Source organism: Williamsia sp. D3, assembly GCF_000506245.1.
In the GTDB taxonomy this organism is placed as follows: domain Bacteria; phylum Actinomycetota; class Actinomycetes; order Mycobacteriales; family Mycobacteriaceae; genus Williamsia; species Williamsia muralis.
This window is the reverse complement of sequence record NZ_AYTE01000015.1, coordinates 71,074-96,580: the sequence shown is the minus strand read 5'-3', so window position 1 is coordinate 96,580 and position 25,507 is coordinate 71,074. Positions and strand designations below refer to the sequence as shown.

Annotated in this window: 27 protein-coding genes; 15 read left to right on the top strand and 12 right to left on the bottom strand. The window is 65.0% G+C overall.

The window, feature by feature from the left end; translation table 11 throughout:
- Positions 1 to 130 precede the first annotated feature (130 nt).
- The 4 genes from dusB to W823_RS56495 form a co-directional block, all read right to left on the bottom strand.
- Entirely contained in the window at positions 131 to 1,291 is a 1,161-nt protein-coding gene (dusB, locus tag W823_RS40540; protein ID WP_255283870.1) for a tRNA dihydrouridine synthase DusB, read from the bottom strand.
- Positions 1,292 to 1,329: 38 nt separating this feature from the next.
- Entirely contained in the window at positions 1,330 to 2,322 is a 993-nt protein-coding gene (locus W823_RS40535) for an acyl-ACP desaturase (RefSeq protein WP_023957269.1), read from the bottom strand.
- A gap of 259 nt (positions 2,323 to 2,581) precedes the next feature.
- Complete coding sequence (locus W823_RS40530) at positions 2,582 to 3,082, bottom strand: nuclear transport factor 2 family protein (protein WP_023957267.1); 501 nt, start codon at positions 3,080 to 3,082, stop codon at positions 2,582 to 2,584.
- A complete protein-coding gene (locus W823_RS56495; RefSeq protein WP_023957265.1) occupies positions 3,082 to 3,552 on the bottom strand; it encodes a hypothetical protein in 471 nt (156 codons plus the stop codon). Before W823_RS56495 ends, W823_RS40530 begins: the two co-directional genes overlap by 1 nt.
- Before the next feature lie 156 nt (positions 3,553 to 3,708).
- Here W823_RS56495 and W823_RS40520 point away from each other — a divergent pair, with 156 nt between their 5' ends.
- From W823_RS40520 to W823_RS40505, 4 genes are all read left to right on the top strand, one after another.
- On the top strand, positions 3,709 to 5,697 hold the full coding sequence (locus W823_RS40520) for a serine/threonine-protein kinase (protein ID WP_023957263.1): 1,989 nt from the start codon (positions 3,709 to 3,711) through the stop codon (positions 5,695 to 5,697).
- A complete protein-coding gene (locus W823_RS56490; RefSeq protein ID WP_023957261.1) occupies positions 5,694 to 6,509 on the top strand; it encodes a hypothetical protein in 816 nt (271 codons plus the stop codon). The genes W823_RS40520 and W823_RS56490 overlap by 4 nt, the downstream gene beginning before the upstream one ends.
- Positions 6,510 to 6,671: 162 nt before the next feature.
- The gene (locus W823_RS40510) at positions 6,672 to 8,159 is read left to right on the top strand and encodes an LVIVD repeat-containing protein (RefSeq protein WP_369792605.1); all 1,488 of its coding nucleotides are present in this window, start codon (positions 6,672 to 6,674) and stop codon (positions 8,157 to 8,159) included.
- Entirely contained in the window at positions 8,156 to 8,797 is a 642-nt protein-coding gene (locus W823_RS40505; RefSeq protein WP_023957257.1) for a DUF305 domain-containing protein, read from the top strand. Before W823_RS40510 ends, W823_RS40505 begins: the two co-directional genes overlap by 4 nt.
- A 17-nt stretch (positions 8,798 to 8,814) precedes the next feature.
- Here W823_RS40505 and W823_RS40500 read toward each other — a convergent pair whose 3' ends face one another.
- From W823_RS40500 to W823_RS40480, 5 genes are all read right to left on the bottom strand, one after another.
- The gene (locus tag W823_RS40500) at positions 8,815 to 9,006 is read right to left on the bottom strand and encodes a hypothetical protein (RefSeq protein ID WP_023957255.1); all 192 of its coding nucleotides are present in this window, start codon (positions 9,004 to 9,006) and stop codon (positions 8,815 to 8,817) included.
- 59 nt (positions 9,007 to 9,065) lie between these two features.
- Positions 9,066 to 9,986, bottom strand: coding sequence for an alpha/beta fold hydrolase (locus W823_RS40495; protein ID WP_030173866.1), 921 nt, complete (start codon positions 9,984 to 9,986; stop codon positions 9,066 to 9,068).
- A 59-nt stretch (positions 9,987 to 10,045) separates the two neighbouring features.
- Complete coding sequence (locus W823_RS40490; protein ID WP_051406473.1) at positions 10,046 to 11,284, bottom strand: MFS transporter; 1,239 nt, start codon at positions 11,282 to 11,284, stop codon at positions 10,046 to 10,048.
- Positions 11,285 to 11,350: 66 nt separating this feature from the next.
- Positions 11,351 to 12,826 carry an NCS2 family permease gene (locus W823_RS40485; RefSeq protein WP_023957249.1) on the bottom strand — a complete coding sequence of 492 codons (1,476 nt, stop codon included), beginning with the start codon at positions 12,824 to 12,826 and terminating at the stop codon, positions 11,351 to 11,353.
- A 44-nt stretch (positions 12,827 to 12,870) separates the two neighbouring features.
- A complete protein-coding gene (locus tag W823_RS40480) occupies positions 12,871 to 13,554 on the bottom strand; it encodes a hypothetical protein (RefSeq protein ID WP_023957247.1) in 684 nt (227 codons plus the stop codon).
- A 281-nt stretch (positions 13,555 to 13,835) separates the two neighbouring features.
- Here W823_RS40480 and W823_RS40475 point away from each other — a divergent pair, with 281 nt between their 5' ends.
- Both W823_RS40475 and W823_RS0128760 read left to right on the top strand, forming a co-directional pair.
- Positions 13,836 to 14,552 carry a HemK2/MTQ2 family protein methyltransferase gene (locus tag W823_RS40475; RefSeq protein ID WP_152538037.1) on the top strand — a complete coding sequence of 239 codons (717 nt, stop codon included), beginning with the start codon at positions 13,836 to 13,838 and terminating at the stop codon, positions 14,550 to 14,552.
- On the top strand, positions 14,549 to 14,800 hold the full coding sequence (locus W823_RS0128760; protein ID WP_023957243.1) for a CDGSH iron-sulfur domain-containing protein: 252 nt from the start codon (positions 14,549 to 14,551) through the stop codon (positions 14,798 to 14,800). The genes W823_RS40475 and W823_RS0128760 overlap by 4 nt, the downstream gene beginning before the upstream one ends.
- On the opposite strand, the gene W823_RS40470 is transcribed toward W823_RS0128760, so the two are convergent.
- Both W823_RS40470 and W823_RS40465 read right to left on the bottom strand, forming a co-directional pair.
- Complete coding sequence (locus tag W823_RS40470; protein WP_023957241.1) at positions 14,801 to 15,829, bottom strand: iron-containing redox enzyme family protein; 1,029 nt, start codon at positions 15,827 to 15,829, stop codon at positions 14,801 to 14,803. It abuts the gene before it with no gap.
- A 76-nt stretch (positions 15,830 to 15,905) separates the two neighbouring features.
- On the bottom strand, positions 15,906 to 16,553 hold the full coding sequence (locus W823_RS40465; RefSeq protein ID WP_023957239.1) for a CoA pyrophosphatase: 648 nt from the start codon (positions 16,551 to 16,553) through the stop codon (positions 15,906 to 15,908).
- 90 nt (positions 16,554 to 16,643) lie between these two features.
- Here W823_RS40465 and W823_RS40460 point away from each other — a divergent pair, with 90 nt between their 5' ends.
- Complete coding sequence (locus W823_RS40460) at positions 16,644 to 17,525, top strand: SDR family NAD(P)-dependent oxidoreductase (protein WP_023957237.1); 882 nt, start codon at positions 16,644 to 16,646, stop codon at positions 17,523 to 17,525.
- A gap of 49 nt (positions 17,526 to 17,574) precedes the next feature.
- Entirely contained in the window at positions 17,575 to 18,042 is a 468-nt protein-coding gene (locus W823_RS40455) for an SRPBCC family protein (RefSeq protein ID WP_031332008.1), read from the top strand.
- Positions 18,043 to 18,060: 18 nt separating this feature from the next.
- On the opposite strand, the gene W823_RS58390 is transcribed toward W823_RS40455, so the two are convergent.
- Positions 18,061 to 18,231: a hypothetical protein gene (locus W823_RS58390; RefSeq protein WP_165842540.1), complete on the bottom strand. Its 171-nt coding sequence runs from the start codon at positions 18,229 to 18,231 to the stop codon at positions 18,061 to 18,063.
- Between the two features lie 86 nt (positions 18,232 to 18,317).
- Between W823_RS58390 and W823_RS0128750 the strand changes: the two genes are divergently transcribed.
- From W823_RS0128750 to W823_RS40425, 7 genes are all read left to right on the top strand, one after another.
- A complete protein-coding gene (locus W823_RS0128750; RefSeq protein WP_031332007.1) occupies positions 18,318 to 19,028 on the top strand; it encodes a hypothetical protein in 711 nt (236 codons plus the stop codon).
- 171 nt (positions 19,029 to 19,199) lie between these two features.
- The gene (locus tag W823_RS40450; RefSeq protein WP_023957233.1) at positions 19,200 to 20,189 is read left to right on the top strand and encodes a glycoside hydrolase family 26 protein; all 990 of its coding nucleotides are present in this window, start codon (positions 19,200 to 19,202) and stop codon (positions 20,187 to 20,189) included.
- Positions 20,186 to 21,430: a PP2C family protein-serine/threonine phosphatase gene (locus W823_RS40445; RefSeq protein WP_023957231.1), complete on the top strand. Its 1,245-nt coding sequence runs from the start codon at positions 20,186 to 20,188 to the stop codon at positions 21,428 to 21,430. Before W823_RS40450 ends, W823_RS40445 begins: the two co-directional genes overlap by 4 nt.
- The gene (locus tag W823_RS40440; RefSeq protein ID WP_023957229.1) at positions 21,427 to 23,406 is read left to right on the top strand and encodes a glycosyltransferase family 2 protein; all 1,980 of its coding nucleotides are present in this window, start codon (positions 21,427 to 21,429) and stop codon (positions 23,404 to 23,406) included. The genes W823_RS40445 and W823_RS40440 overlap by 4 nt, the downstream gene beginning before the upstream one ends.
- On the top strand, positions 23,406 to 23,744 hold the full coding sequence (locus tag W823_RS40435) for an STAS domain-containing protein (protein ID WP_023957227.1): 339 nt from the start codon (positions 23,406 to 23,408) through the stop codon (positions 23,742 to 23,744). Before W823_RS40440 ends, W823_RS40435 begins: the two co-directional genes overlap by 1 nt.
- Positions 23,734 to 24,159: an ATP-binding protein gene (locus W823_RS40430; RefSeq protein ID WP_023957225.1), complete on the top strand. Its 426-nt coding sequence runs from the start codon at positions 23,734 to 23,736 to the stop codon at positions 24,157 to 24,159. Before W823_RS40435 ends, W823_RS40430 begins: the two co-directional genes overlap by 11 nt.
- A 102-nt stretch (positions 24,160 to 24,261) precedes the next feature.
- Positions 24,262 to 25,503, top strand: coding sequence for a hypothetical protein (locus tag W823_RS40425; protein WP_023957223.1), 1,242 nt, complete (start codon positions 24,262 to 24,264; stop codon positions 25,501 to 25,503).
- Positions 25,504 to 25,507: the final 4 nt, after the last annotated feature.

The window sequence follows — 25,507 nt, the reverse complement described above, 5'->3', positions numbered from 1 at the left end:
GCGCGTTCACGATGATACTGGCCGAACCTGTATGTGCCTTGTTGCCGAGCGTTCGTCGGCCGTTGTTCTTGTGTTCGAGTTCGGCAGCGTGAAACCGAGGTTTCCGGATTCGGTATTTCTACTGGTCGTGCTATCCGCCGGAATGCATGACCTCGGCGCCGTCGGGAACGCAGTCGTCGTCCGGGTCGTCGAGCCAGCCGTGGGGGAGGGCCACGGCCGACGGCGACCCCTGCCGTCCGCGAGGACCGTGGCCGTCGCGGGGAAAGGGCACGTCAGCGGGTAATTGGCCCACCATGTCGGCGAGTTGATCGACGGTCTCGACCAAGGCCATGTCGCGGCGCAACTCCGAGCCGACGGGGAAACCGCGCAAATACCAGGCAACGTGCTTGCGGATTTCCCGCATGCCCTTGAACTCGCCGTGGTGGTCGGCGAGCAGCTGTCCGTGCCGGACGATGATCTGCGCCACTTCGCCGAGCGTGGGGGCCGCCGGGGTGGGCAGTCCGTTCAGTTCGGCGCTCAGTTCGGAGAACAGCCATGGCCGGCCGAGGCATCCGCGACCGATGACCACGCCGTCGCAGCCGGTCTGATTCATCATCCGGGTGGCGTCGGCGGGCTCGAAGATGTCGCCGTTGCCGAGGACGGGCACGTCGGTCACGTGCTCCTTGAGTCGTGCGATCTCGTCCCAGTCGGCGCTCCCGGAATAGCGTTGCGAGGCCGTACGGGCATGCAGCGCAACAGCTTTCGCGCCCTCAGCGGCGGCGATCCGACCGGCGTCGAGGTGGGTGTGGTGCTCGTCGTCGATTCCGATGCGGAACTTGACGGTGACGGGGATGTCGGTGCCCTCGGTAGCGCGGACAGCAGCGGCGACGATGTTGGCGAACAGGCGGCGCTTGTAGGGGATGGCGGAGCCGCCGCCCTTGCGTGTCACCTTCGGCACCGGGCAGCCGAAGTTCATGTCGATGTGGTCGGCGAGGTTCTCGTCGACGATCATCTTCGCCGCGGCATACGTGTATTCGGGATCGACCGTGTAGAGCTGCATCGACCGGGGGTTCTCTTCCGGGGCGAACGTGGTCATGTGCATGGTCACCGGGTGGCGCTCCACAAGAGCGCGGGCGGTGACCATCTCACAGACGTAGAGACCGGCAACGGTCCCGGTCCGGGCGAGCTCGAGTTCTCGGCACAACGTGCGGAAGGCAACGTTGGTCACCCCGGCCATCGGAGCCAGGACCACCGGGCTGGAGAGCTCGATGGATCCGATGGACAGTGCCGGGGTGGTGCGCGTGTCTGGCAGCAGGGCGGTCAGGATGTGGCCTTTCCGAGAAGTCGCCGCTAGGAGGCGGCGCGGGCCTTTTCGCGCTTGGCCGCTTCGCGAGCGAGCGCGCGGTCACGCATCTCTTCGAACTTGATGGTGTCTGCGGCCAGCTTGTCGAGGAACGCGGCCAACTCTTCACGGGTCTTCTCGCCCTCGGCGCTGAAGTCCTCGCGCTCGAAGATGTTCCACTTGCGCAGAACGGGCTGGATGACCTCTTCGAGGTGCTGACGCAGGTCGTAGATGCCGTGCTTGGCCATGAGGACACCGTTGCGACGGAAGTTCGGCATGCCGAGGCCGGGCATCTGGAAGTTGGAGACCACTTCGTAGATCGCTCGGATGGTCTGGTCGGGCGAGATGTCGAGGCCGGCGCCGCAGATGTTGCGGTAGAACACCATGTGCAGGTTCTCGTCGGCGGCGATGCGCTGGAGCATGCGGTCGGCGATCGGGTCGTTGCACGCCTTGCCGGTGTTGCGGTGCGACACACGTGTCGCGAGTTCCTGGAAGGTCACGTACGCCACCGAGCGCAGCAGTCCTGCGCTGGTCTCTCCGAGCTCCTCGGCGCGTGCACCCGCGGTGGCGAGTGAGGAGAAGCCGTTGGTCATGTGGATCATGCGGGCTTCTTCGAGCGCGACGGGGTCGACGCCGCGGGTGACCACGAGGTAGTCACGCATCGCGATGCCGTGGCGGTTCTCTTCGGCGGTCCAGCGTCCGACCCAATGGCCCCACGCGTCGTCCATCGAGAAATTCTCCGCGATCTCGCGGTGATAGGACGGCAGGTTGTCCTCGGTCAGGAGGTTGGTGACCATCGCGGCCTTGGCCACGTCGTCGAGCCTCGACTGCTCCGGATCCCAGTCGACACCACCGAGAGCCGCGAAGTTCTGACCTTCGTCCCAGGGGACGTAGTCATGCGGGTTCCAGTCCTTGGCAAGGCGCAGATGGCGATTGACGTTTTCCTCGGCCACCGGCTCCAGTTCTTTCAAGAGCTCCAGTTGAGTCAACTCGCGGGCCATTAGTTATTCCTCCAAGAACGGCTAGGCGTGATAAGGGTCCAGGCTACGGGAACGCACTACCGCCACCCAAGTTCTTCGCGCCGGCGCAAAGGTGTGTCGAAACCCTCGCGCCACTGAATCGATGCTGGTCAGTGGTGGCCTGGTTATTGCTCGAACTGGGTGCGCCGATCATCCCCGTGTGTGGTGCATCTTACTGACGTGATGCGGATCCGCCCAGAAAAACTGAACTACCAATCCATTATTGGTGGCGAGCGATTCTTCAGAAGTACTTGCCCACCGTGTCGAGCCATCGCCCGGCCTCGTCGGTCAGGTTCCCCAACTCCTGTGCCTTATGACACCAGGCTTTGGCTGCCTGAGCAAACTCCAGGGGGTTGTAGACGTCTTCTTCCTTGGACCACAGCCCGTCGCCCGCATACGTCAGGATCGTGATGTTGGTGGCCGTGAACAACGAACCGTCGCCGGGGTCGCGCAGGGGATTGTCGATCTCACAGATCACCCGGTCGGTGTCCTCGTCGATCACATGCCACAGTGCCGGGAAGGCGACCATGTGACTACCCGGGAATCGGCCCATGGTCTTGATCACCCAGGTGCGGATCTCTTCGCGCCCCTTGAAGGTGCCCATGGCGTGTTCGACGTAGTCGGCATCGTCGGTGAACTGCTCGGCCCAGGGGTTCCAGTCGTGGGTTTCGGCAACCTGCTCGACCATCTTCTCGAACCTGGCGAACTCGCTCTCGAGTTCGGCGCGACGAAAGCGCCCCATCAGAATCCGTCACCGGGGGCGATGGTGATGGTCGCGTCGATGCGCTGGATCAGGCAATCGGCGTTGAACCGGAAGGTCTCGTCCACGGTGGCATCGGCCAGATTGAGGTCGCCGACTCCGTATTCGAGGTCGTAGATCACCCGGACCGAGTCGCCGTTGCCCGACCACTGTTCGTTGTCCAGCGAGGTGATGCCGCTGTACTGCAGATGCAGAGCGAGTTCGGCCTTCATCACATCGCCGGAGAACCCGGTCTGCAGCCCGTTCTCGAATCGGACCACGTCGTCGGCAAGGGGGACGTCGTAGGCGTACGAGGGGTCGACGAGCGCATCGAGGTAGGTCTGGGCGCCGGCCACCCGATCGGCCGCAGTGCATGTATCGGTGGGGGCGGCGGAAGCGGCACCCGCGCCCGCGGACACCGCGGCGCCCACCGCCGCGACACAGACCAGTACCCGGACAACGTCAGATTTCATGGCGCTGAGCGTATTTGCCGAACCGTGTCACGCGGGCTGTTTTGGCGTGATCGGTCAGACGGTGTAATCGGGCTCCGAGATCTGGTCCGCCCCAGCCGGTGGTGGCTACTATCTGCTCAGCTCACCGACCGTGGGTGAGAGGTGGAAGGGCATGAGATGAGCGTGGCGATCGGTTCCTACATCGGTGGCTATCAAATTCTGGAGCTGCTCGGCCGCGGCGGGATGGGTGAGGTGTACAAGGCCCAGCACCCCCGGTTGCCCAGAGCCGATGCCATCAAGTTGCTGAACAACACCTACGGCAGTGACCCCGACACCCGGGCTCGGTTCGAGCGGGAAGCGGACCTGGTCGCCCCACTGAGTCATCCGAACCTGGTGAACGTGCTGGACCGGGGTACTCACGAGGGTCAGCTGTGGATTGCGATGGAGTTCGTGTCGGGTACCGACGCGGCGCACATGTTGATCGACGGCCCGCTGCATCCGCGACTTGCGGTGCAGATCATCTCCGAGGTCGCCGACGGACTGGACTACGCGCACCGCAAGGGGCTGCTGCACCGCGACGTCAAGCCCGGGAACATCCTGATCACGCCAGGTGCCGATCCGATGAACCCGGATGCGGTGAAGCTCACCGACTTCGGCATCGCGCGGATGGCGCAGGAGACCGACAGCAGTCTCACGTCGGTGGGGATGACGGTGGGCACGCTGCGGTACAGCGCCCCCGAACAAATCGGCGGCGAGGAGATCGACCACCGTGCCGACGTGTACGCGCTGGGCTGCACGCTCTACGAATTACTCACCGCGACAGCACCTTTCGACGCTCCCACCAGTCAAGGACTGATGGCGGCGCACATGTTCAACGCCCCGCCGAACCCGGCCGCCGTCAATCCCGCGGTCCCGGCGGCGATGGCTTCGGTGATCGCGAGGGCGATGGCCAAGAAACCCGCTGACCGTTTCGACAGCGCCCGCGAGCTGGCCGATGCCGCACTGGAGGCGCTGCAAGGCGGTGGGGCGCCGCAGAGCACACGCGCGCAGAGCGCTTTTGTGCCCATTCCGGTCAAACCCGGTACGCCGCAGACGAATGCCCCGCGGTCGGCAGCCGCCACTACCTTCCCCCCGGTCGCGACGCCCGGGCCCGTGCCGTCGAATCCCTACCAACCGGGACAGCATTCGTCACCGCAGCACTTCACTTCCCAGCATTCTTCGCCGGGCCAGTCGTCACACCCGAACTCGTCCCCGTATCAGTCGAACCCGTATCAGTCGAACCCGTATCAGGGGGCGGGCCAGGGATACCCGGGGATGGCGTCGAGTGGACAACGTCCGGCCTACGCGGGCGCCGGATCCGCGGCGACCCCGACGTCGAACGGTCCCTGGTTCACCCGCCCTGCGATGCTCGCCGGGCCGGTGGTGGTGCTCGCGCTGGTGCTCGGTGTGATCGCCGGCATGCTGGTCGCCGGCGGCGGGAGTGCGCTGGCCGCGCCGCAGAAGCCCGCCGTCGAACTGGCCGCAGAGTCCGTGGACATCAGTTGGTCCGCGGTGGACGGTGCGTCCGAGTACGTTCTGCGGCAGGGTGATTCGGTCATCTATGTCGGGGACAAGACCGAGTATGCACAACCCATGCCGTTGCCGGGTACGTACTCGTACACGGTGTCGGCGCGATCGGGTGACCGGGATGAATCGTCCTATAGCCCGGCGAGTGACGAGGTTGCGGTGGCGCAACGGTGGCACGGTCTGGAACAGATGGCGTCCACCTTCGGGGAGATCGTCGGCCCGAGCCCGTTGTCCACCGACACCTTCGGACAAGAAGCGTGCTGGGGCGGCACGGGCAGTGTCGACCAGGAGATCCCGAAGACGGGCGTCATCTTCTGCCGCGACGCCGCTGCCACCTACACAGTGCAGCTGCGGCAGTTCCCGTCGCGCCAGGTCCGCGACGAGTATCTGGAGAGTCTCAACCTGAAGACGTCATCGGTGACCACCGATCAGGGTGCCGACGGCACCCTCTATCAGGGCAGTGGCCCGACCAGTGACTGGGCGGGAACCGCGATCCTGGCCTTCGACGACACCGATCGTGAGGTGTACGACTTGAGCGTCACCATGGAGAGCGGCAAAGACGCCGACGCCGTGGCCCTGCTGGACAGGCTGCCGCTGTGAAGCGCTGGGGATGGCCGCTGCTGGTGGTCGCCGGGGTGGTGGCGCTGGTTCTCGCGTTCACCATCACCTACTTCGTGCGGGGTGCCGGCAGCTCGGTGTCGAGTCCGGGGACGGTGACGGCCAGCGCCGAGGGGCCGGTGGTGAAAGTCAGCTGGAAGTCGGCGTCAGGAGCCGATTCCTATCTGCTCAGTCGCGGTGAGGCGGTGGTGTACTCGGGCCCGGCCACCGAGTTCACCGACATCTCGGCGGTGGCTCCTTCAGGCGGCGACCGGGTGGAGTACCGGGTGCGGGCCGTGGACGACAAGGGTCGCGTGTCCGAACCGAGCGCCTCGGCGTCGGTCGAGGTGGGCTCCGGGTGGGGGCTGTATGCGGAGTCGGCCCAGCGGTTGCCCGAGCTGTTACCGGCGGGACCTGACGAGCAGGGCTACAACGGCATGCGATGCGAGACGCGCATGGATGCTGTGCCGCCGGAGGAAGGTGACGGGCCCGACGGATCGGGCGAGCAGTTCATCAAGGCGGGATTCCGCTGTGTCCTGGACTCCGGTGGTGAGCAATACGACCTGTGGACCGACTTCTATGTCACACCCGAGGCACTCGAGAGCCGGATGGACGACATCCGCGGGTTCGACGGGGTGTCCAGCACAACGTGGCAGAACGGGCGGGCGGTCAGCGGTGGAGGCGGGGACGAGCCGCGATGGATGGCGCTGACGGTCGACGGTATGCCCGACGTGTACATCGAGCTCTCCGCCGTGGACAAGGCCACCACGTCCGACCAGCTCGTCGATGCGGTGAACAGCCTGCCCGTGGGCTGACCACCACCGCACAAAAATCCCGAAAGCGCACCTCGTCGCAGCCGAGCGGCGTTACGCTCCCGCGAAGCACGGCAATGAAGCCGGAGGGGGCTTGTTGTGGGCGCATGGGCGGGAAACAAAGGCGCGGTCCGGATCGCGGTGATCTTCGGTGCAGTCCTGGCGATGGCAACGGCTACGGTCGGTCCGGCTTCGGCGGCCGCTCCGCCCGGGTACAACGACCTGATCGACGTCTGGCCGACCGCGGTGGACGTCGCGGACTGTCGACCGGGGGATCAGGTCGAGACCGGTATCCAGGGCGAGGTGCCCTTGGCGGACCGCAAGTCCGGGCGCAGCACCAAGGGATACAACTGCAACATCGATCTGATCGGTCAGTATCAGGGGCAGGGTGCCGGCATCGTCAGTGCCACCTACGGTCACTGTTCGTACACGGGTTCTTCCTTCCCCACCAACTTCTTGGGACCCAATCCCGGGGTGCAGGTGATCGACGTCAGCGACCCGGCCAATCCACGGATGACGGATGTGCTGAGCGAACCGGCGATGGTGGGCGGCACCTGGGAGTCGTTGAAGGTCAACAAGGAACGTGGACTCCTGGTGGGCACGGGGGTGGGCATCCTCGAGGGTGCCGGCTACATCTCGGTGTACGACATCGCCACCGACTGCGCGCACCCGCGGTTGCTCAACACCGGCGCCGGGTCCCAGCTGTCGACTCCGATTCCGATCACCACCCACGAGGGCGACTTCTCGCCTGACGGGAACACCTACTGGGCCACCGGCATTGCCCCCGGCTACGTCAGCGCCATCGATATCACCGATCCGCGTGATCCGATGGTGGTCTGGTCCGGTGTGACGGGTGTCGAGGCCCACGGTCTCGGGTTCTCGCCGGACGGCAACACCATGTATCTGTCGAATCTTCTGGGACTGACGATGATCGACGTCTCGGCGGTGCAGAACCGCACGCCGAGAACGATTGTGCCCGAACTCATGCCGCACGTCGGGGAAAAGCTCTGGGCCGATGGTCAGATCACTCAACACAGCATCTACGTCACATACGACGGGCAGCCGCACGTCTTCAGCGTCGACGAGGGCGGATCGGGTGGCGTCAAGTTGTTCGACGCCGCGCGCTCGTCGGATCTTCAGCAGCGCAACGCCATCAAGTTGGCGATCAATCTGCCGGAGAACGCCAACAGGTGGGCCCAGAGCACCACGGCCAACGGCGCGTTCGGTTACGACGCCCACTACTGCTCGGTGGATCGTCCGGTCGATCCGACCGCGATGGCATGCGGGTGGATCCAGTCGGGCGTCCGGGTGTTCGACATCAGCGACCCCGACCACATCGCGGAGATCGCGTACTTCAACCCGCCCGCGCAGACGGGCAAGAACTGGGAGTTGAGCAACTCTCTGCACGCCTTGCTCGGATCCATCGCGGCTCCGCCGATCATCGGTACGCTGGCGGTCGCCCGGGCAGTGCTGCAGGGCGACAGCCCCGTGGACGGGATCATCAACGATCGAAGTCGTCTCGTCGGAGGCGACCTCTCGGCCGACTGGTGTCTGTCACCACCGGAGTTCCACGGCGATCAGCTCTGGGTGACCTGCATGGACAACGGGTTCATGGCCCTGTCGCTCGATCCGGCGGTGTACCCGGTCCGATGAAAACCATTGTCGGCCAACGGCTGTGGCTGATCACCGCGGTTGTCGTGGCCTTGGTCGTCGGGCTGGGCGTGGGATTGATGGTCGACAGCGGAGGTCCGGAGTCGAAGGCGGCCGGTGATTCGGCGACCGCCGTGGACGTGGGCTTTGCACAAGACATGTCCGCACATCACCAGCAGGCCCTCATGATGTGCGACCTACTGGCGCCGACAGCGCAGCCGGACGTCCGGGCGCTCGCGGCCCAGATCGAGCAGGCGCAGTGGCGCGAGATCGGGCAGATGCAGGGCTGGTTACAGATGCTCGACGCGCCGCTGCAGGCGACGCGTCCGATGAGCTGGATGGAAGCGGGTGGCCATCAGCACGCCGCGGGTGTGTCGACGATGCCGGGGATGGCCAGTGGCGACGAACTGACCCGGTTGTCGTCGGCCGACGATGTGCAGAGCGAGATCTTATTCCTGCAGTTGATGATTCGGCACCACCAAGGGGCGATCGACATGGCCGCAGAAGCGGCCCGGACTGCTGGGGAACCCGCCATCCGGCGCGCGGCGGTCGGGATGGTGAAGTCGCAGTCGGACGAGGTATCGGTGATGACGGTGATGCTCGACCAGAGAGGAGGTGACACCCTGCCGTACCCGGTGTGAGCTCGGCGGGTGCCCGATCACTCCGCCTTCGGTGCGCCTTCGGGCTCGTCCGAGGGTGCCGCGTTTTCCGCTGCGTGGGCTTCGGGGTCACCGGCGCGACGATCCATCGGGTCCACTCCGTCAACGCCCTCGAGGACGGTGAACTCTTGCTCCGCGGACGCCACGAACTCCTTGGCTTCTTGTTTGATCTTGTGCACCCAGTCGGACATTCGGCACTCCTGTTCCGCTCGCGGACGCCCGGTCGGCGCCAGAGACCACCCTACGTCGTTCACCGTTTGTCGAGCGCGGTCTCCGAATCCCAGACCGCCATCAGCTCACCGAGGATGTCGACCGCCAGGCCCAGTCCGCCCAGATGGCTCTCACCGGGCATGGTGAACATCTTGGCGTCGGGCAGCAGATGCACCACGTGTTCGCCGTGCTTGTGCGGAATGATGTGGTCGTGGTCGCCGTGCCACCAACGCACCGGGACGGTCACGTCGCCGACCGAGAATCCCCAATCGCGGGCGAAGACAACAACATCGGCGAACGGGGCCTCCATCTGGCGGCGTCCGCCGTTGAGGAGATCGTCGAGGAACATCGCTTTGAACTCGGGGCGCTGAAGCAGTTCGCGGTCGGCAGCGGGGGACAGTCGTCCGTAGAGACCGATGGCCGGCCCGGCAACCGGTCGTGCCACTCGCACGACCGAACTGACAACCCGCCCGATCGGAGCCCCGGCAGTCTGCAGCAGGGGTGCGAGGAACTTGCCCAGTTCCATGGCGCCCCCACCGATCGCGTCGGGCCCGACGGCGGGTGCCACGCCGCCGAGTACGCCGGCGACGACCACTCGGTCGGGCATCGCATGGGCCACGCCCAACGCGTAGGGGCCTCCGCCGGAGAGGCCGATAACCGCGAACTCGTCGACGCCGAGGGTGTCGGCGACGGTGGCGAGATCGTCGGCGAAGGCGAGCACGTTGGGGTAGCTGTACGGGGTCGAAGACCCGACGCCGGGCCGGTCGAGACCGATGATCCGGATGTTCTCCGCTTCGCCGAGATCGCGGACCTCGATCGGGATCTGCCGCCTGGCGCCTGGCGTGCCGTGGAGCCAGAACACAGCTCGGCCGGTCGCGGAACCGAACTCGGCGAACCCGATCCGGCGTCCCTCACCGACCGCCACGGAGCCTTCGATCTTGGGTCGTTCGATGTCGATCATCCATCCAGAATGGCACCGAACGCCGGTCGTGTGTGCAAGTTGCTGGTGGAACGCCTGCCTCACTCGTGGGAGGACAACACCACCCGGCCGTGGTCGAGCGAAGGCCGCATGTGACCGGCGCGCATCAGCAGCAGTCCGCACCCCGCCACGGCGATCGCGCTGATCGCACCACCGACGATCAGTGGTGCACGCGGATCGGTCACCTGGGCTAGCCAGCCCAGCAAGGGGCTGCCGATCGGCGTGCCGCCGAGGAAACAGAGCATGTAGATGCCCATCACCCGGCCGCGCATCTGCGAATCCACCGACAGCTGCATGATGTTCATCGCCGAGGTGGTGAACATGATGTTGGCGACACCAACCGGGATGAGGACAACTGCCACCAGCCAGAAGGTCGGCATCACACCGACGACCACCTCGAAGACACCGAACGCGAGTGCGCCGGCCAGAAAGTGCCGGAGCCGTGCCGGTTTCGTCCGGCGGGCTGCCACGAGTGCTCCGCTGAGTGTGCCCACGGCAAGCATCGTGGACAGCAGACCGTATCCGCCTGCAGTTCCCTCGAAGGTGTTCGCGGTCAAGAGCGCGAGCGAGAGTGGGAAGTTCAGGCCGAAGGTGGAGACGACGAACACCGTCGCGAGGACCACGACGAGGTGGCGGTTGCGGCGCACGTAGCGCACCCCACTGCGAATCGAGCGGTCCGTGGTGGCACGCGCGGAGCGGATCAGCTCCGAGGTGCGCATCGCGAACAATCCGGCCAGCACCGCCAGTGAGGTGACCGCATTGATGAGGAAAACCGGGCCGGTGTCCACCAAGGTGATCAGGAGCCCGGCCACGGCCGGTCCGATGATCCGGGCGAGATTGAACGTCAGCGAGTTGAGTGCCACGGCGTTGGGCAACTGCTCTGCGCCCACCATCTCGATGGTGAACGACTGCCGGATCGGCGCATCGATCGCCGAGACGCACCCCAAGGCGAACGAGAGGATGTACACCCAGGCCAGAGTTGCCATCCCCGCCACATCGAGTACCCCGAGGATCAGGGCACACAAAGCGATGGTGGTCTGGGTGGCGATGAGGAGTTTGCGTTTGTCGAACCGGTCGGCCAGCGCTCCGGCGGGTAGCGACACGATGGCCGTGGGACCGAATTGCAAGGCCATGACGATGCCGACCGCAACGCCGCTGCCACCGGACAGTTCCAGCACCAGCCAGTCCTGCGCGATGCGCTGCATCCAGGTCCCGACGAGCGAGACCACCTGCCCACCGGCCCAGAGACGGTAGTTGCGTACCCCGAGAGACGAGAACATCACCGGGAGTTGCATCGGGAATAGTTTACCGCTGCCAACTATGTCGGCCTCGCGGCCGACGGAGAGCTACCCGATGAGGGCCTCGATGGGTTCCTTGGCGAAGTACAGGGCGAACAGCGCGGCAACCAGCCAGAGCAAGGGGTGGATCGACCGGATCTTGCCCCGCGCCGACGCGAGCACCACCCAGGTGATGAAACCGACGCCGATGCCGTTGGCGATCGAGTAGGTGAACGGCATCACCACGATGGTGAGGAAGCAGGGCAGCGCGTAGTCGAACCGCGTGAGATCGACGGTGCGGATCTGCGCGATCATCAACGCGCCCACCACCACCAGCGCAGGTGCGGCAGCCTCGAGTGGCACCACCGAGTACAGCGGTGTGAAGAACATGGCAACCAGGAACAAGACCCCGGTGACGACGTTTGCCAGGCCGGTCCTGGCGCCTTCGGCGATACCGGACGCCGATTCGACGAAGACGGTGTTCGACGACGCCGACCCCGCGCCACCGGCGATGGCGCCGGCACCCTCGACCACGAGGGCCTTGCCGATACCGGGCAGATTGCCGTCCTTGTCCGCGAGTTCGGCCTCCTTGCCGAGCCCCGTCATCGTGCCCATGGCGTCGAAGAAGTTCGAGAGCACCAGTGCGAACACGAGAACCGACGCCGAGAGCACGCCGATGCGGGTGAACGCGCCGAAGAGGTCGACGTCGCCCACGAGGTCGAGGTCGGGCATCCCTCCGACGGATGACGGCCAGTCGGGCACGTTGAGATTCCAGCCCTTGGTGTCGGTGACCGAGGGCCCCAGGTCGGCGAAGGTCTGCACGATCATGGCGACCGCAGTGGTGATCACGATGCCGATGAGCAGACCGCCCCGCACCTTGCGCACCACCAGGACACCCATGAGCAGCACACCGAAGACGAAGATCAGGGTCGGCCATGTGGCCACGGAGTTGTCGATACCCAGGCTCACCGGCACGGTTGTGCCCGCCGCGTCGGGGATGCGTTTGACGAAGCCGGCGTCCACCAAGCCGATGAATGCGATGAAACACCCGATGCCTGCCGCGATTGCGGCCTTCAGTTCTGCAGGGACGGCCCGGAACACAGCGGTCCGGAATCCGGTGACGGCCAGCGCCACGATGATGATGCCGTCGATGACGACAAGCCCCATCGCCTCGGCCCAGGTGACCTGCGGCGCGATCGACACCGCGAGCAGGCTGTTGATTCCCAGGCCGGCTGCGATCGCGAACGGATAGTTCGCCACCAGGCCGAAGATGATGGACATGATGCCGGCGACCAGCGCGGTGACGGCCGCAACCTGTGCAAGGGGGAGAACGTCACCGAGGACGTCGGTGTTCTTGGAGTTGCCCGGTACCCCGCCGATGATGATCGGGTTGAGCACCACGATGTAGGCCATCGTGAAGAAGGTGACGAGACCGCCGCGAATCTCCCGCGAGAGTGTCGAGTTGCGCTCGGTGATCTTGAAGAAGCGGTCGAGCGCAGGGAGGCGATGTTCCGAGGTGCCGGTCTTCTCCTGGTCCAACGACATGTTCTTCGGCCCCTTCGCGACTCGACCAGATTGCCGTGCTCACCTCACCCTTCGGCGGCACGCCCCTTGCGGCTGTAACGATAGGCGAGCTTACGGGTACCTGATAGCCAGTTGGGTTCGGGATCAACGTCTCTGGTGGTGTTCACCGTGGGATCGAAACCGATGTTGGGGTAGTCGGCCTCGTCGGCAGGTTCGGAGAGCGTCAACCGGGCGAGCGGCTCAAAAGGCCCTGTGCCGTGGGCCTGCTCGATGTCGAAGACCAGACCGGCACCGGTGATCTGTTTGTGGAAGTTCTCCAGGGAGACGCTGGCCTGCGGTGTCTTCGGCGCAACCCGTGCCCGGAGCCACCAGCTCCCACCGTCGTGATGCAGCGGCTGCAGGGAGGAGAGGACGGCGCTTCCGAGGGCGCGAGCGGGGAAGGGGATGGTCCTGGTGACCGGATTGGTGCCGGCGGCGCTGGCGAGCAGCACGTCCCACGGCGCATGGTCGCCTGGATGGGGCGGCATCCGGATGGCAAGGCCCAGCACATCGGGAACCGTTCCGGGCATCCCGACACCTTTGGATACCCGGGCCACCACGTCGGAATCGGCGACCGGCAACCCGACACCGTCGGCGGCCATCCTGGTGAGGGTACCTTTTGCGAGCACGCCGTCGGGATGGAAAAGGCGAGCGCCCCGGAGAGCGGCGCCTGCCTGAATGGGAAGGCCGGCTATGTCGGAAACCTTCATCGCGCTCCTTCATCACTTGGGGGAGGTGGCGCTGTCCCAGGGCAGGTACCCGACGGCCGATGTGGGCAAACGCCCGGAATGACTCGGTGGCTGCCCGTCACCCCGGAACGGGAATGTCGAGCCGTTTGGGGCAATATGCTCGGACGGCAAAGCGCACGGTGTGTTTACTGCCCACAGGTAGGGGGCATAAGAGACCCATGGCGGCCACGGCGATCAGCGTCGGCGGCCTCGAGACCGCAAAGGCCCACAACATGACAATGCTGCCAGTTCGGGGTGTCCCGATGCTTGCCAACTACGTGTCGGACCCTGTCGACGAGGCCTTGGCGGCCTTGGAGGCCATCGAGGTGCCGAACGGCGTGTACAAGCCGCAAGAGGACTCGCGACTGCTGCTCGCGGCCATGGCGGGTCTCGGAATGGTGCAGGGGCGGCGGGTGCTCGATCTGTGCACGGGCAGTGGTGTGCTCGCCGTCGCGGCCGCACGGATCGGTGCCGCCGAAGTCGTCGCGTACGACATCTCGCCCAAGGCAGTGCAGTGCACTCTCGACAACGCGGAGGCACAGGGACTTGTCGTGGACGCACGGCTCGGTTCGCTGGAGGAGGCGCTCGAAGCCGGCCCGTTCGATCTCGTGGTCTCGAACCCGCCGTACGTACCCGCAGACCGTCTCTCGACAGCGACTGTGGGACTGACACATTCATGGCACGGTGGCCGCGATGGCCGCACGTTGCTCGACCCGCTGTGCGTCGCGGCCCCGGATTTGCTTGCCGACGACGGCACGATCATGATCGTCCAGTCGGAGTTCGCCGACACCGAGAGTTCGCTGGTCGAACTGCGTGCAGGCGGCCTCAACGCCGACGTGGTTGCCCGCGAACGCATTCCGTTCGGGCCCGTCCTGATGCAGAATGCGCGCTGGCTCGAGTCCCTGGGCATGCTCGAACCCGGTTGCCGCGAAGAGGAACTCGTGGTCGTCCGGGCGCACAAGGCCGCCGGTGGGCGATGACAGTTCCTGACAAGGGAACCGTTCCTGACAGTGGAAGAGGCGGCGATCGCCGGGTGATCCGGGTGGTGCAGGGCGGCCCCATCATGGTTCAAGGACCGGTGAGTATCGAGATGCCCGACGGCAGCACCGTGAACTCAGATCGGTTCATGGTCGCTCTGTGCGCGTGCAAGCGCAGCAAGACATACCCGCTCTGCGACACCAGTCATCGTGGCCGCAAGAAGATCGTGCGCCGCGAGGACCGGATTTGATCAGCTGATCGGTTCGAGCAGCGAGCACTTTCCTTCGGTCCAGCTCTTCATCAGCAGCGCCGCGAGTTTCTCCTCGAGGAAGTCGAAGGCGCGGATCCCGAAGACCACGTCGGATTCGAGTTGGGGCTCCCTTGCCAGCAGGTCACCCACCACCTCGTGGCGCAGGACCTGCTCGTGCACGGCGTCGGCCTCTACGTGTTCGCGGTAGAACCGGATGCATTCATCTGGGGCGTCGAGACGCTCGAGAGCCTGCGCCAGCCGGCGTGAACCAGGTGAGGACGTGATCTCGGTGGCCGCGAAATGCCCGACCACCGCGCCCCGCAACGATCGGTGTAGTCCGAGCATCGACATCAGGTTGACCAGCGCCAGGGATTCGCCGGGGACGATTTCCAGGTACGCGAGGTAGTCGGAGTCGAGGCCGGCGGCATCGAGGAGGTCGGCGTACAGCTGCTGGTGGACGTTCTCGCCGCGACCGCCACCGAACTCGTCGAATTCGACGGCCACAAACGACGCTTTGGCCTGGCCCGTGAGGCGGGGGATCGCCCATGCATGAGGATCGGCTTCTTTGAGGTGGTACACCGAGCGGTGCACGAAGTACTCCTGCAGCTGATGCCACGTCCCGACGTCGCACAGGTAGTACGAAGGTCCGCTGCCGTCCGGGGTCTCGATGGAGAGCGCCTCGATTTCTGCGGTGGCGTTGTCGCCCGGCTCCACGTCGGCGCGCAATGCGTTCATGAACTTCTTCTCCAGGCGGCCGCGCAGCCGAAGGAGTTCAGGGTTCCATTCCCAGGCGTCGTCGACGCCGATGAACCCGCGGTAATGCAGTTCGTAACAGACGTACAACGCCAGCTGGAGATCACGATCGTACGGTTCGGTGTCGTAGGCGGACTCGTCGAGTGTGAGCAGCGACGTGGACGTCTCGGGATCGCGGGACAACGCCGAGACGACCGCCGCCGAGAGAGGACCGGCAGGCTTCGGCAGGTCTCGGATGATCGAACTGGACGATGAAGTCTTCAGCGGTGCGGTCACGGTGTTCGCCTACCCTTTCGGTGCTGTGCGGAAACCTCATGGTGACGAGGGGTACAGCCGGTTGTGGGCACGCGGATCAACGCCATGCGAACACCGGCTGCTCGAACCCGTCGACCCGGGTGTGGCGTCCTGCCAACACGACTTCGGCGAATTGGTAGATCACTGCGGCCGTGGGTGCATGCACCAGAGATCCCACCAGCGGGAGCTGGATGACCGGCTTGTCAGATTCCGGGATGCTGATGAACCGCGGCGTCACCATCAGGTCGGACATCGGGATGAAGAACAGTTGGGCCACTTCACCGGGGTTCGGATTGGTCTCACGGTCGGGCCCTGCCCAGCACACGATGGGGGTCATCACGTACCCCGATCGGGTGGCGTAGTCGTCCAGGCGGCCCAGTACCTGTGTCTGATCAACGTGGACGCCGAGCTCTTCGTGCATCTCGCGTAACGCTGCATCGGCGTGGGTTTCGCCGGCCTCGAGGCGTCCGCCGGGGAGCGCGAACTGGCTGGGGTGTTCGCGCATCCGCGAGGGACGTTTGGTCAGCCAGATGCCGTATTCGCCGTCGCGACTGGTCACCGCGATCGCAACAGCGGCAGCCCGGACGCCTTCGGTGAGGTCGGCGGTGGCGTGGTCGAAACCGTCGAGACGGTCGACGATGGTCTGGCGGACCGTGTCCGGGCTTTGTCCGAGGTCGTCGGCGCCCCTCGTGTTGTTCACGCTCATGGATTCACTGTGCCGTATCGGTCGGCCCGGTGTGTCGGCGCAGGGACCAAACCAAGCCCGCCGGTGGTGTTGCGAGATACGGTCGACGCCATGGCAACACAGTGGCTACCCGATCGGCTCGGTGTCGTGAAGGGCAAACGGGTGGTGGTCACCGGGGCCACGAACGGGGTCGGATTCGCCACCGCCCGAGCACTCGCACGTGCCGGGGCGCGAGTGGTGCTGGCGGTCCGGGATCCCGAACTCGGTGCTCGGCGCGCGGTGGAGATCGGCGGCGACACCGAGGTGGTGCGACTCGATCTCGCCGACCTCTCGTCGGTGCGCGATGCCGCGGCGAACCTCGACGGGCCGATCGACGTCCTGATCAACAACGCCGGGATGGTCCCGACGACACGCGCTGACACCGCCGACGGATTCGAGACCGCCATCGGCACCAACTTCCTCGGGCCGTTCGCCCTGACCAACCTGCTGCTGCCGCAGATTCGTGAACGGATCGTCCTGGTGGCCTCCGATGCTCACCGATCGGCGACCATCGACCCCGACGACCTGCATCTGCGCAGCGCACGGTGGTCGCCGCCCCGCGCTTACGCCCGGTCCAAGCTGGCCGTGATGTTGTGGGGCCTCGAACTCGACAAGAGGTTGCGCCACAGTGGTTCTCCCACCACGGCGATGCTCAGTCAGCCTGGCTGGGTGGCGTCCAACATCTCGAACAAGCCCCGGCTGGGTCCGGTACACAAGGTGGTGAAGGCCGCAGCGACCCTCGTCGCCAACGACATCGATGCCGGCGCAGCGTCCACGCTCTACTGCCTGACCGAACCGATCCCACCAGGCAGCTACGTGGGGATGGACGGGCTCTGGGCGCTGAAAGGGTCGCCGGTGCTGTCCGGGCGATCGTCCACCGCCTGCGACTACGACCTGGCCGGCGAACTGTGGTGTGCCGCCGAACGTGAGACCGGGACGAAATACCCGCTCTGAGAATGCGTTCGACGCACATCGACCAGCGGTCGCGGCGTACGTTGGCGCCATGGCAGATACAACTGTGACAACAATCGATTCTGGCCCCCGCAAGATCGCCCGGCAGGTGGTGGTGAAGGCACCCGTATCCGAGGTCTTCGCGCTGGTCGCCAACCCTCACCGGCACCCCGAACTCGACGGATCGGGCACAGTCCGCGACACCCCGGTCAAAGGACCGGACCGGCTGAGCCGGGGCGCGAAGTTCAGCGTCGGCATGAAGCAGTACGGACTTCCGTACAAGATCACCTCGACCGTGACCGGCTTCGAGGACGACAAGCTGGTGGAGTGGCAGCATCCGCTGGGTCACAAGTGGCGGTGGGACTTCACGTCGCTCGGCCCGGACACCACGAAGGTCACCGAGACGTTCGACTACAGCAGTGCGAAGTCGCCCAAGATGATCGAGGTCTTCGGGTTCGAGAAGAAGAACGGTTCCGGTATCACCGGCACGCTCGAAGCTCTCGCCGCCCGCTTCGCCTGACCTCCACAGCAGCCGGCGTCACCGGTTCGGGGCGGTCCCCTCTGCTTCCTCGTACCGCTGGTGCAGGCGGGCCCGGATGTCGTCGGCCGTATAGGCGTTGCGCTGGCGGACGTCCCGCCGCACCAGGACTCCGCTCGCGGCGACACCTACGACACCGGCCAAACCGATCCACTTCCAGGCATTGCGCACCGGTAGAGAGTACCGGCGCCGTGATGCTGCGGGGGTCGACGTGGCGCGTTTAGGCTCTGCGTGTGCATTCCCAGCGGCCTGCGGCCATCTCGCTCGACGAGGCGCTCGACTCCACCCGGACCGGAGATGTGTGGCTGTTCCGGGGGCGGTCGGGTCCCGACCGCGCCATCCAGACCCTCACCAACAGTCCGGTGAACCATGTGGCGATGGCGGTCGCGCTCGACGACCTGCCGCCGTTGATGTGGCACGCCGAGTTGGGCAACAAACTCACCGACATGTGGACCGGCACCAACCATCGAGGCGTGCAACTCAACGACGCCCGTGAGGCCGCCGAGCAGTGGATGCAGAAGTACGGCCAGCGATGCTGGATCCGGCAGCTGACGCCGTATGCGGCCCGGGAACAAGAAGATCTGCTGCTCAGAGTGATCGCTCGAATGGACGGCACCGCGTTCCCGACGACTGCCCGGCTCGCCGGCCGATGGTTCAAGGGGCGCGTTCCGACGATGAGTGACGTCACCCGGGGCGTGCCGGTGCTCGACGACAAGGTGCGAAGTTCAGCGGACCGGCGACGTGCCGCGAGACGTGGGACAAAACAATCGAAGGTCGGTCTGGAGTCGGCGTACTGTGCCGAAGTGGTCGCGATGACCTATGAGGAAATGGGTTTGCTCGCCACCGAGAAAGAACCGAATTGGTTCGACCCCGGCCGGTTCTGGAGCGGCGACTCCCTGCCGCTGGCCCCCGGTCATGCACTCGGCGCCGAGATCGCCGTCGAGCTGCGCACGGCACCGCGCCGGTGATCCACGACGGTCGTTGACGTGCCCTTCGGTGGGTCGGGCCGGGACCGAGTTTCGTCATACGCAATCCTGGTAAATCAGGAACAATGGCTGTTACGTCTTTTTCGGGGAGGGACGCGGCTGTGGACCGGGTGGCCGCACTCGGCGAGTGGTGATCATCGACAGAGGTGGTAGATGCGTTCTTTGCCGGCGTGGCGGTTGACCGCGTTGCTGTGCAGTGTGTTGTTCGCTTCGTCGGGTCTTGTTGCCTGCTCTACCGAATCCCCATGCGTCGTCGACACGACGTCCATCGATGATTCCGAGGACTCCTGCCTGCGTTTCGGCGTCGGTACGCCCGGTGGTCTGGCCGCCACAGACGAGGTGGCCGCGGTCGCGACCCTCGTCGGCGAACAACCGAGCATCGTGCTGTCCTTCTCCGACTTCACCGCCATCCCGCCGATCTCAGGTCTCGACACGGTCCGCAGCAAGGGCGCAGATCCGATCGTGACATGGGAACCGTGGAGGTATCTCGGCGGCGACAGATACGACCGGTCGGCTTTCACGATGGATTCCATCATCTCGGGAGCACACGATGACTACCTGTATCGATGGGCCGACGAACTGGCGGCCTGGGGGCAGCCGGTCTACCTGCGTTTCGCCCACGAACCGAACGGCACCTGGTATCCGTGGAGCCCGGCCGGTGGCACCTCTCCGCAAACCTACGTGCAGGCCTGGCGACACGTACGAGGCATTTTTGCGTCCAAGGACGTGCAGAACGTTCGATGGATCTGGGCGCCCAATGTGGTCCTCGACGGCGAGGAACTCGCGGACTGGTACCCCGGCGCTGACGTCGTCGACGTCATCGGGGTGGACGGATACAACTGGGGCACCTCGATTCCCGGCGGTGAATGGACGCCACCGAAGGCTCTGTTCGGTGAGTCGTTCGACCAAATTCGCCAGTTCGCTTCGGACAAGCCGATTCTCGTCACCGAGGTGGGCAGCGCGGAACAAGGTGGATCCAAGCCGACCTGGATCGACGACCTCGTCGGTTTTCTGGACAAGTCGTCTGGCGTGGCCGGCTTCGTGTGGTTCGACTACGACAAGGAGGCCGACTGGCGCATCGAGAGTTCTGAGGGGTCAGCAGAAGCGATGTCCGAAGCCTTGCAGAAAGCGATGAACCGATGAGTATCGACACCGAGATCGCCGAGATCCAGCTCAAGCTACCGCCTGGGGACGAAGCAAAACGATTGCGTTCGCTCGACCAGCTCCAGATTCTCGATTCGCCACCGGAAGACCGCTTCGAAAGGGTCACGCGGATGGCGCGCCTGGTCTTCGGTGTACCCATGGCCTCGGTTGCCTTGCTCGACCGAGACCGGTTGTGGTTCAAAATGGTCGAAGGACTTCCGTTGACCGAGGTGCCGCGGGCCGAGACGGTCTGCCAGACCACGGTGGCACGGACGTACACCAAGCCGGCCGACCCGGCCCTGATCGTCGATGACCTCGAGCGGGTGCCCGAGTTCGCGGCACTTCCCGGCGTGGGAGGAGAGGGCGGCGTCCGGTTCTACGCGGGCTACCCGCTCTACGGTCCCGGTCATCAGCCAGTTGGCACGTTCTGCGTGTACGACACCGTTCCACGGACATTCGACGACTCGCAATTGGCGACTTTCCGTGAGCTCGCCGCATGGGCTCAGCGCGAATTGGAACGCGCCGACGACCTCGATCGGGCCGCCGAGGTGCAACGGCAATTGCTTCCGCCGCCACTGGAGGATGTCGACGGCTATTCAGTCGTCTCGATGTGCAAGCCCGCGTATGCGGTCGGTGGCGACTTCTACGACCACTACCGGGTAGACGGCGGCGCCATGTTCACGGTCGCCGACGTGATGGGCAAGGGGCTCGGTGCGGCAATTCTGACCGCGAGTGTGCGCGCGGCCCTGCGTGGAGCATCCCAGGCCCTCGACGACGTCAACCCAGCGATCGGTCCCGACGAGGCGGTGACCATGGTTGCCGGTCATCTCGACCGCGACTTCAGCGGGACCGAGAGTTTCGTGACGCTGTTCCACGGCCGGTTGGCCGCGTCGACCGGCCGGATCGACTACGTCGATGCAGGGCATGGCCTCGCGCTCGTCGCACGGGCCGATGGCAGTGTGGAGTCGTTGCCCGGATGTGGTCTTCCCCTCGGGGTGCTCCCACGGGGTTCGTGGAAGTCAGAGAGCACCACGCTGCAACCGGGCGACACCCTGGTCATCGTGTCCGACGGGCTGCTCGACCTGCTGTCCGACGACAGCGATGCAGAGACGGTGCAGAAGTTCGTCCAGCAATACCCCGACTCCCGAGCGCTGTGCGCCGCCGTGACGGCCCTGGCGAACGCCAGCCCTCCTCTCGATGATGTGACGGTGGTCGCGGTCCGCCGAGACGACCTCGCATGACCCATCGCCACGTCGAGACCGAACCGGACGTCGGTACCACCCCTTCACCATGGCTGCGACTTCTGATCGTCGTCACCGCCATCCTCGGCATCAACTATGTGGTGTGGCGCTGGATGGCCTCGATCAACTGGGACGCCTGGTGGATCGCTGTGCCGCTTGTCGTCGCCGAAACCTACAGCCTGATCGATTCGCTGCTCTTCGGTCTGACGATGTGGCGTCTGCGCCGTCGCCCCGACCCCGGTGACCCACCCGAAGGTGCCACGGTCGACATCTTCATCACCACCTACAACGAGCCCATCGAGATGGTCATGGAGACCGCCAACGCGGCTGTGCGGGTTCGATATCCGCACACCACCTGGATTCTCGACGACGGCGACCGTTCCGAGCTCGCACAGGTGGCCAAGGAGAACGGCATCGGCTACCTGACCCGCACCGAGAGCTGGGTCGACAAACCTCGACATGCCAAGGCCGGCAATCTCAACAACGCGTTACTGCAGACCGACGGCGAGTTCATCCTCATACTCGACGCCGATCAGATCCCCGAGCCGCAGATCCTCGACCGCACCCTCGGCTACTTCAAGGACGAGAAGATGGCGTTGGTGCAGACGCCGCAGTACTTCGTCAACGTACCGCCGAACGATCCGCTCGGCAGCCAGGCGCCCCTGTTCTACGGGCCGATCCAGCAAGGCAAGGACGGTTGGAACGCTGCGTTCTTCTGTGGCTCCAACGCTGTGCTGCGGCGTGAGGCCCTGATGCAACTCGGCATCACGGGATATGTGCGTGCCATCGAAGAGGGCATCGAGGAATCGCTGCGGGCTGCCAAGGCGGTCCTGAAGAAGACCCGCAAACAGGTCAAGAACGACAATCCCGAGGCGATCGTCGCCCTGGACGCGGTTGACGAGGCGGTTCGGCTCGCCCGCGCCGATCTCAAGGCCAAGAAACCGCTGGCCGACGTGACGTACGACTTCCAGCAGCGGGTGGACGCGGCCGCCAGAGGGCTGGTCGAATCCGACATGGAGATGATGCGGGCCGACCTGGAGGCGATCGCCGCACTGAACGAACTGGCCGAACAGGAATCGGGCGCAGCACCTCTCGACGACGAGGCGTTCGCGGCCCTGGCCGGTCGTGAGTGGTCACCGCTTGGCGCCCTTGAATCCATTCGGGCGATGATCCGAGCGGTGGATGTCGGGCGCGACGACGAAGCGCAGCCGATGCTCCCGTTGGCGACGATCTCGGTCACCGAGGACATGGCGACCTGTATGCGACTGCACGGGATGGGCTGGCGGTCTGCCTATCACGACGAGGTGCTGGCACTGGGGCTGGCGCCTGAGGACGCGAAGACGATGATCACGCAGCGACTTCGTTGGGCGCAGGGCACGATACAGGTGATGCTGCGGGAAAACCCATTGGTACAAAAGGGTTTGAGCATCCCGCAGAGGCTGATGTACTGGGCCACGATGTGGAGTTACCTAGCCGGCTTCGCGGCCGTGGCCTACATCGCCGCCCCGGCGGTGTACCTGATCCTCGGCATACTTCCGGTGCAGGCACTCAGCTTCGACTTCTTCGTCCGGCTGATCCCGTTCCTGTTGTTCAACCAGCTGCTCTTCTTCATCATCGGACGCGGTAAGTCCACGTGGCGCGGCCAGCAGTACAGCCTTGCGTTGTTCCCTGTGTGGATAAAGTCGTGCACCACCGCATTTCGCAATGTCTACTTCCACCGCCCGCTCGGCTTCGCGGTGACGCCGAAAACCCGGCAGGACCAGGGCGCGGTGCCGTGGCACCTGATCCGGCCCCAGCTGGTGGCCATGACCGTGCTGGTGGTGGCGTCGTTCATCGGGATCGTGCAGCTCTACCGTGGTTCGATCTCGGTGCTCGGTGTGAGTGTGAATCTGTTCTGGGTGCTGTTCGACCTCGTTGTACTCAGTGTCGTGATCCAAGCGGTCCGCTATCGCGGGTCGACCACAGAAGGAGAATGATGACCAGCTACGAAACGCGCACCACCAGTGGGGGTGCCGTGGTTCTCAAGCCGGAGGGCAGGCTCAACATGGTTGCCGCCCCCGCGATGCGCGAACAGCTGCACAAGCTCGTGGAATCGGGGTCGACCAAGATCGTCATCGACTTGTCGGCGACGGACTTCATCGACTCATCCGGCCTCGGCGCGCTCATCTCTGGATTGAAGGTGGCTCGGCAGGCCGGCGGTGATCTCCGTATCGCAGCCCCGTCCACCCAGGTCGAGTCGGTGCTGTCGCTCACCAATCTCAACCGGGTGCTTCGATCACATCCGTCGGCGGACAGTGCGTTCGATGCCGACTGACAACTCGCCCGACGTGCGGGTGCTCGAAGAGTTCGCCCAGCCGGACACCGTCGAGCGGATCCACCAGCTTCTTGGTGAACTGCTCACCAGCCGTCCGGTGGACGACATGGATGCCATGCATTTCGAGTTGGCCCTGGCCGAGATCGGCGCCAACATCATCGAACACGCTCACAAGAGCGACGGTGGACCAGTCACCGTCCGCTTGGAGTTGGAGGTCGAGCCCACGAGCATTCGGGCACGCTTCTCCGACGACGGGAAGCAAGCTCGGGTGGACCTGCAATCGGTGGCGTTGCCCGACGAGCTGTCCGAACGCGGCAGGGGGCTGGCCATCGCACTCAACGTGCTCGACGAGCTCTCCTACCGTCGTATCGGGGGACACAACCATTGGACGCTGGTCCGCAACCGCACCGCCTAGGTGTCGGTCAAACGGACAGCCAATCTTTTTCTGCTGAACGCCATTTCGCCGGCAAAGGGGTTACCGTCGTAACGCCAGCTGTCGTCGAAAGGGCTGTTTGCCATGCCATCTCTGCCGTTTTCCGCTCATCCGCACGAGGCATTCAACGCAGGCTTCTATCGAAGTCCGGACCGCGATTTCGAGGTCCGGATCGTGTTGGGGCAATCCGTCTACGGTGCTGCTGACATCGGTGAGGTGCTCTCGGCGATCGCGACGGTAGGGGAGAGTGCCCATCAGGAGTGGTTCGATGCGTGGGTCGGGCTCGGCGACCGGATCACGGCGCTGGCCGAGGCCGGGCGTGCTGCCGGCCACGATCTGAGTGCCGCCCGCGCGTATCTGCGCGCCGCGACGTACTACGCCACGGCGGTCAACTCGGTTGATGAACTCGACTCCGAGGATGCGCTGCTGCCCACGTTCCGCAAACACCGCGACTCCTGGGACGCTTTTGTCGACACCACCCCGCACAAGACCGAACGGGTGGACATACCGTACGAAGACAGCACTCTCCCCGGATACTTCTTCCGGCCACGGCATTGCGACGACGGCCCCCGGCCGACATTGATATTGAACAACGGCAGCGATGGCCCGATCAGCAGTCTGTGGACCTGCGGCGGAGCCGGCGCCCTCGAGCGTGGGTACAACGTGCTGTTCTTCGATGGGCCGGGCCAGCAGTCGATGTTGTTCGAACGGGCGGTGCCCTTTCGTCATGACTGGGAGGCGGTGATCACTCCGATCGTCGACTTCCTGGGCGCCCGTGCCGACGTCGACGAATCGAAGATCGCCCTCTACGGCATCAGTCAGGCTGGATACTGGGTTCCGCGTGCTCTGGCATTCGAGCACCGGCTGGCCGCGGCCATCGCCGACCCGGGAGTGGTGGACGTGTCGGCGTCGTGGTTGGCGCACATGCCCAAGAGCATGATCAAGCTCATCGAGCAGGGCAATCGCGAGAAGTTCGACCGCAACATGGCCACCGGGATGAAGTTCTCCAGGAAGAACTCTCGGATGTGGAATTTCCGGGCGCGTCCCTACCAGAAGGACACCTACTTCGACACGCTCGCAGAGGTGCTCAAGTACCGGATCTCCGATGACGACGCGGCAGCCATCATCACGCCGCTGTTCATCACCGACCCCGACGACGAACAGTTCTGGCCAGGACAGTCAAAGGCTTTGGCCGACAAGCTGAACGGCAAGGCTGTGTTGTCCCACTTCACCGCGGACGAGGGAGCGAACTTTCATTGTCAGCCGCTCGCCCGCGCGTTGACCGATCAGCGCATGTTCGATTGGCTCGACGACATCATCGCGTGAGGCG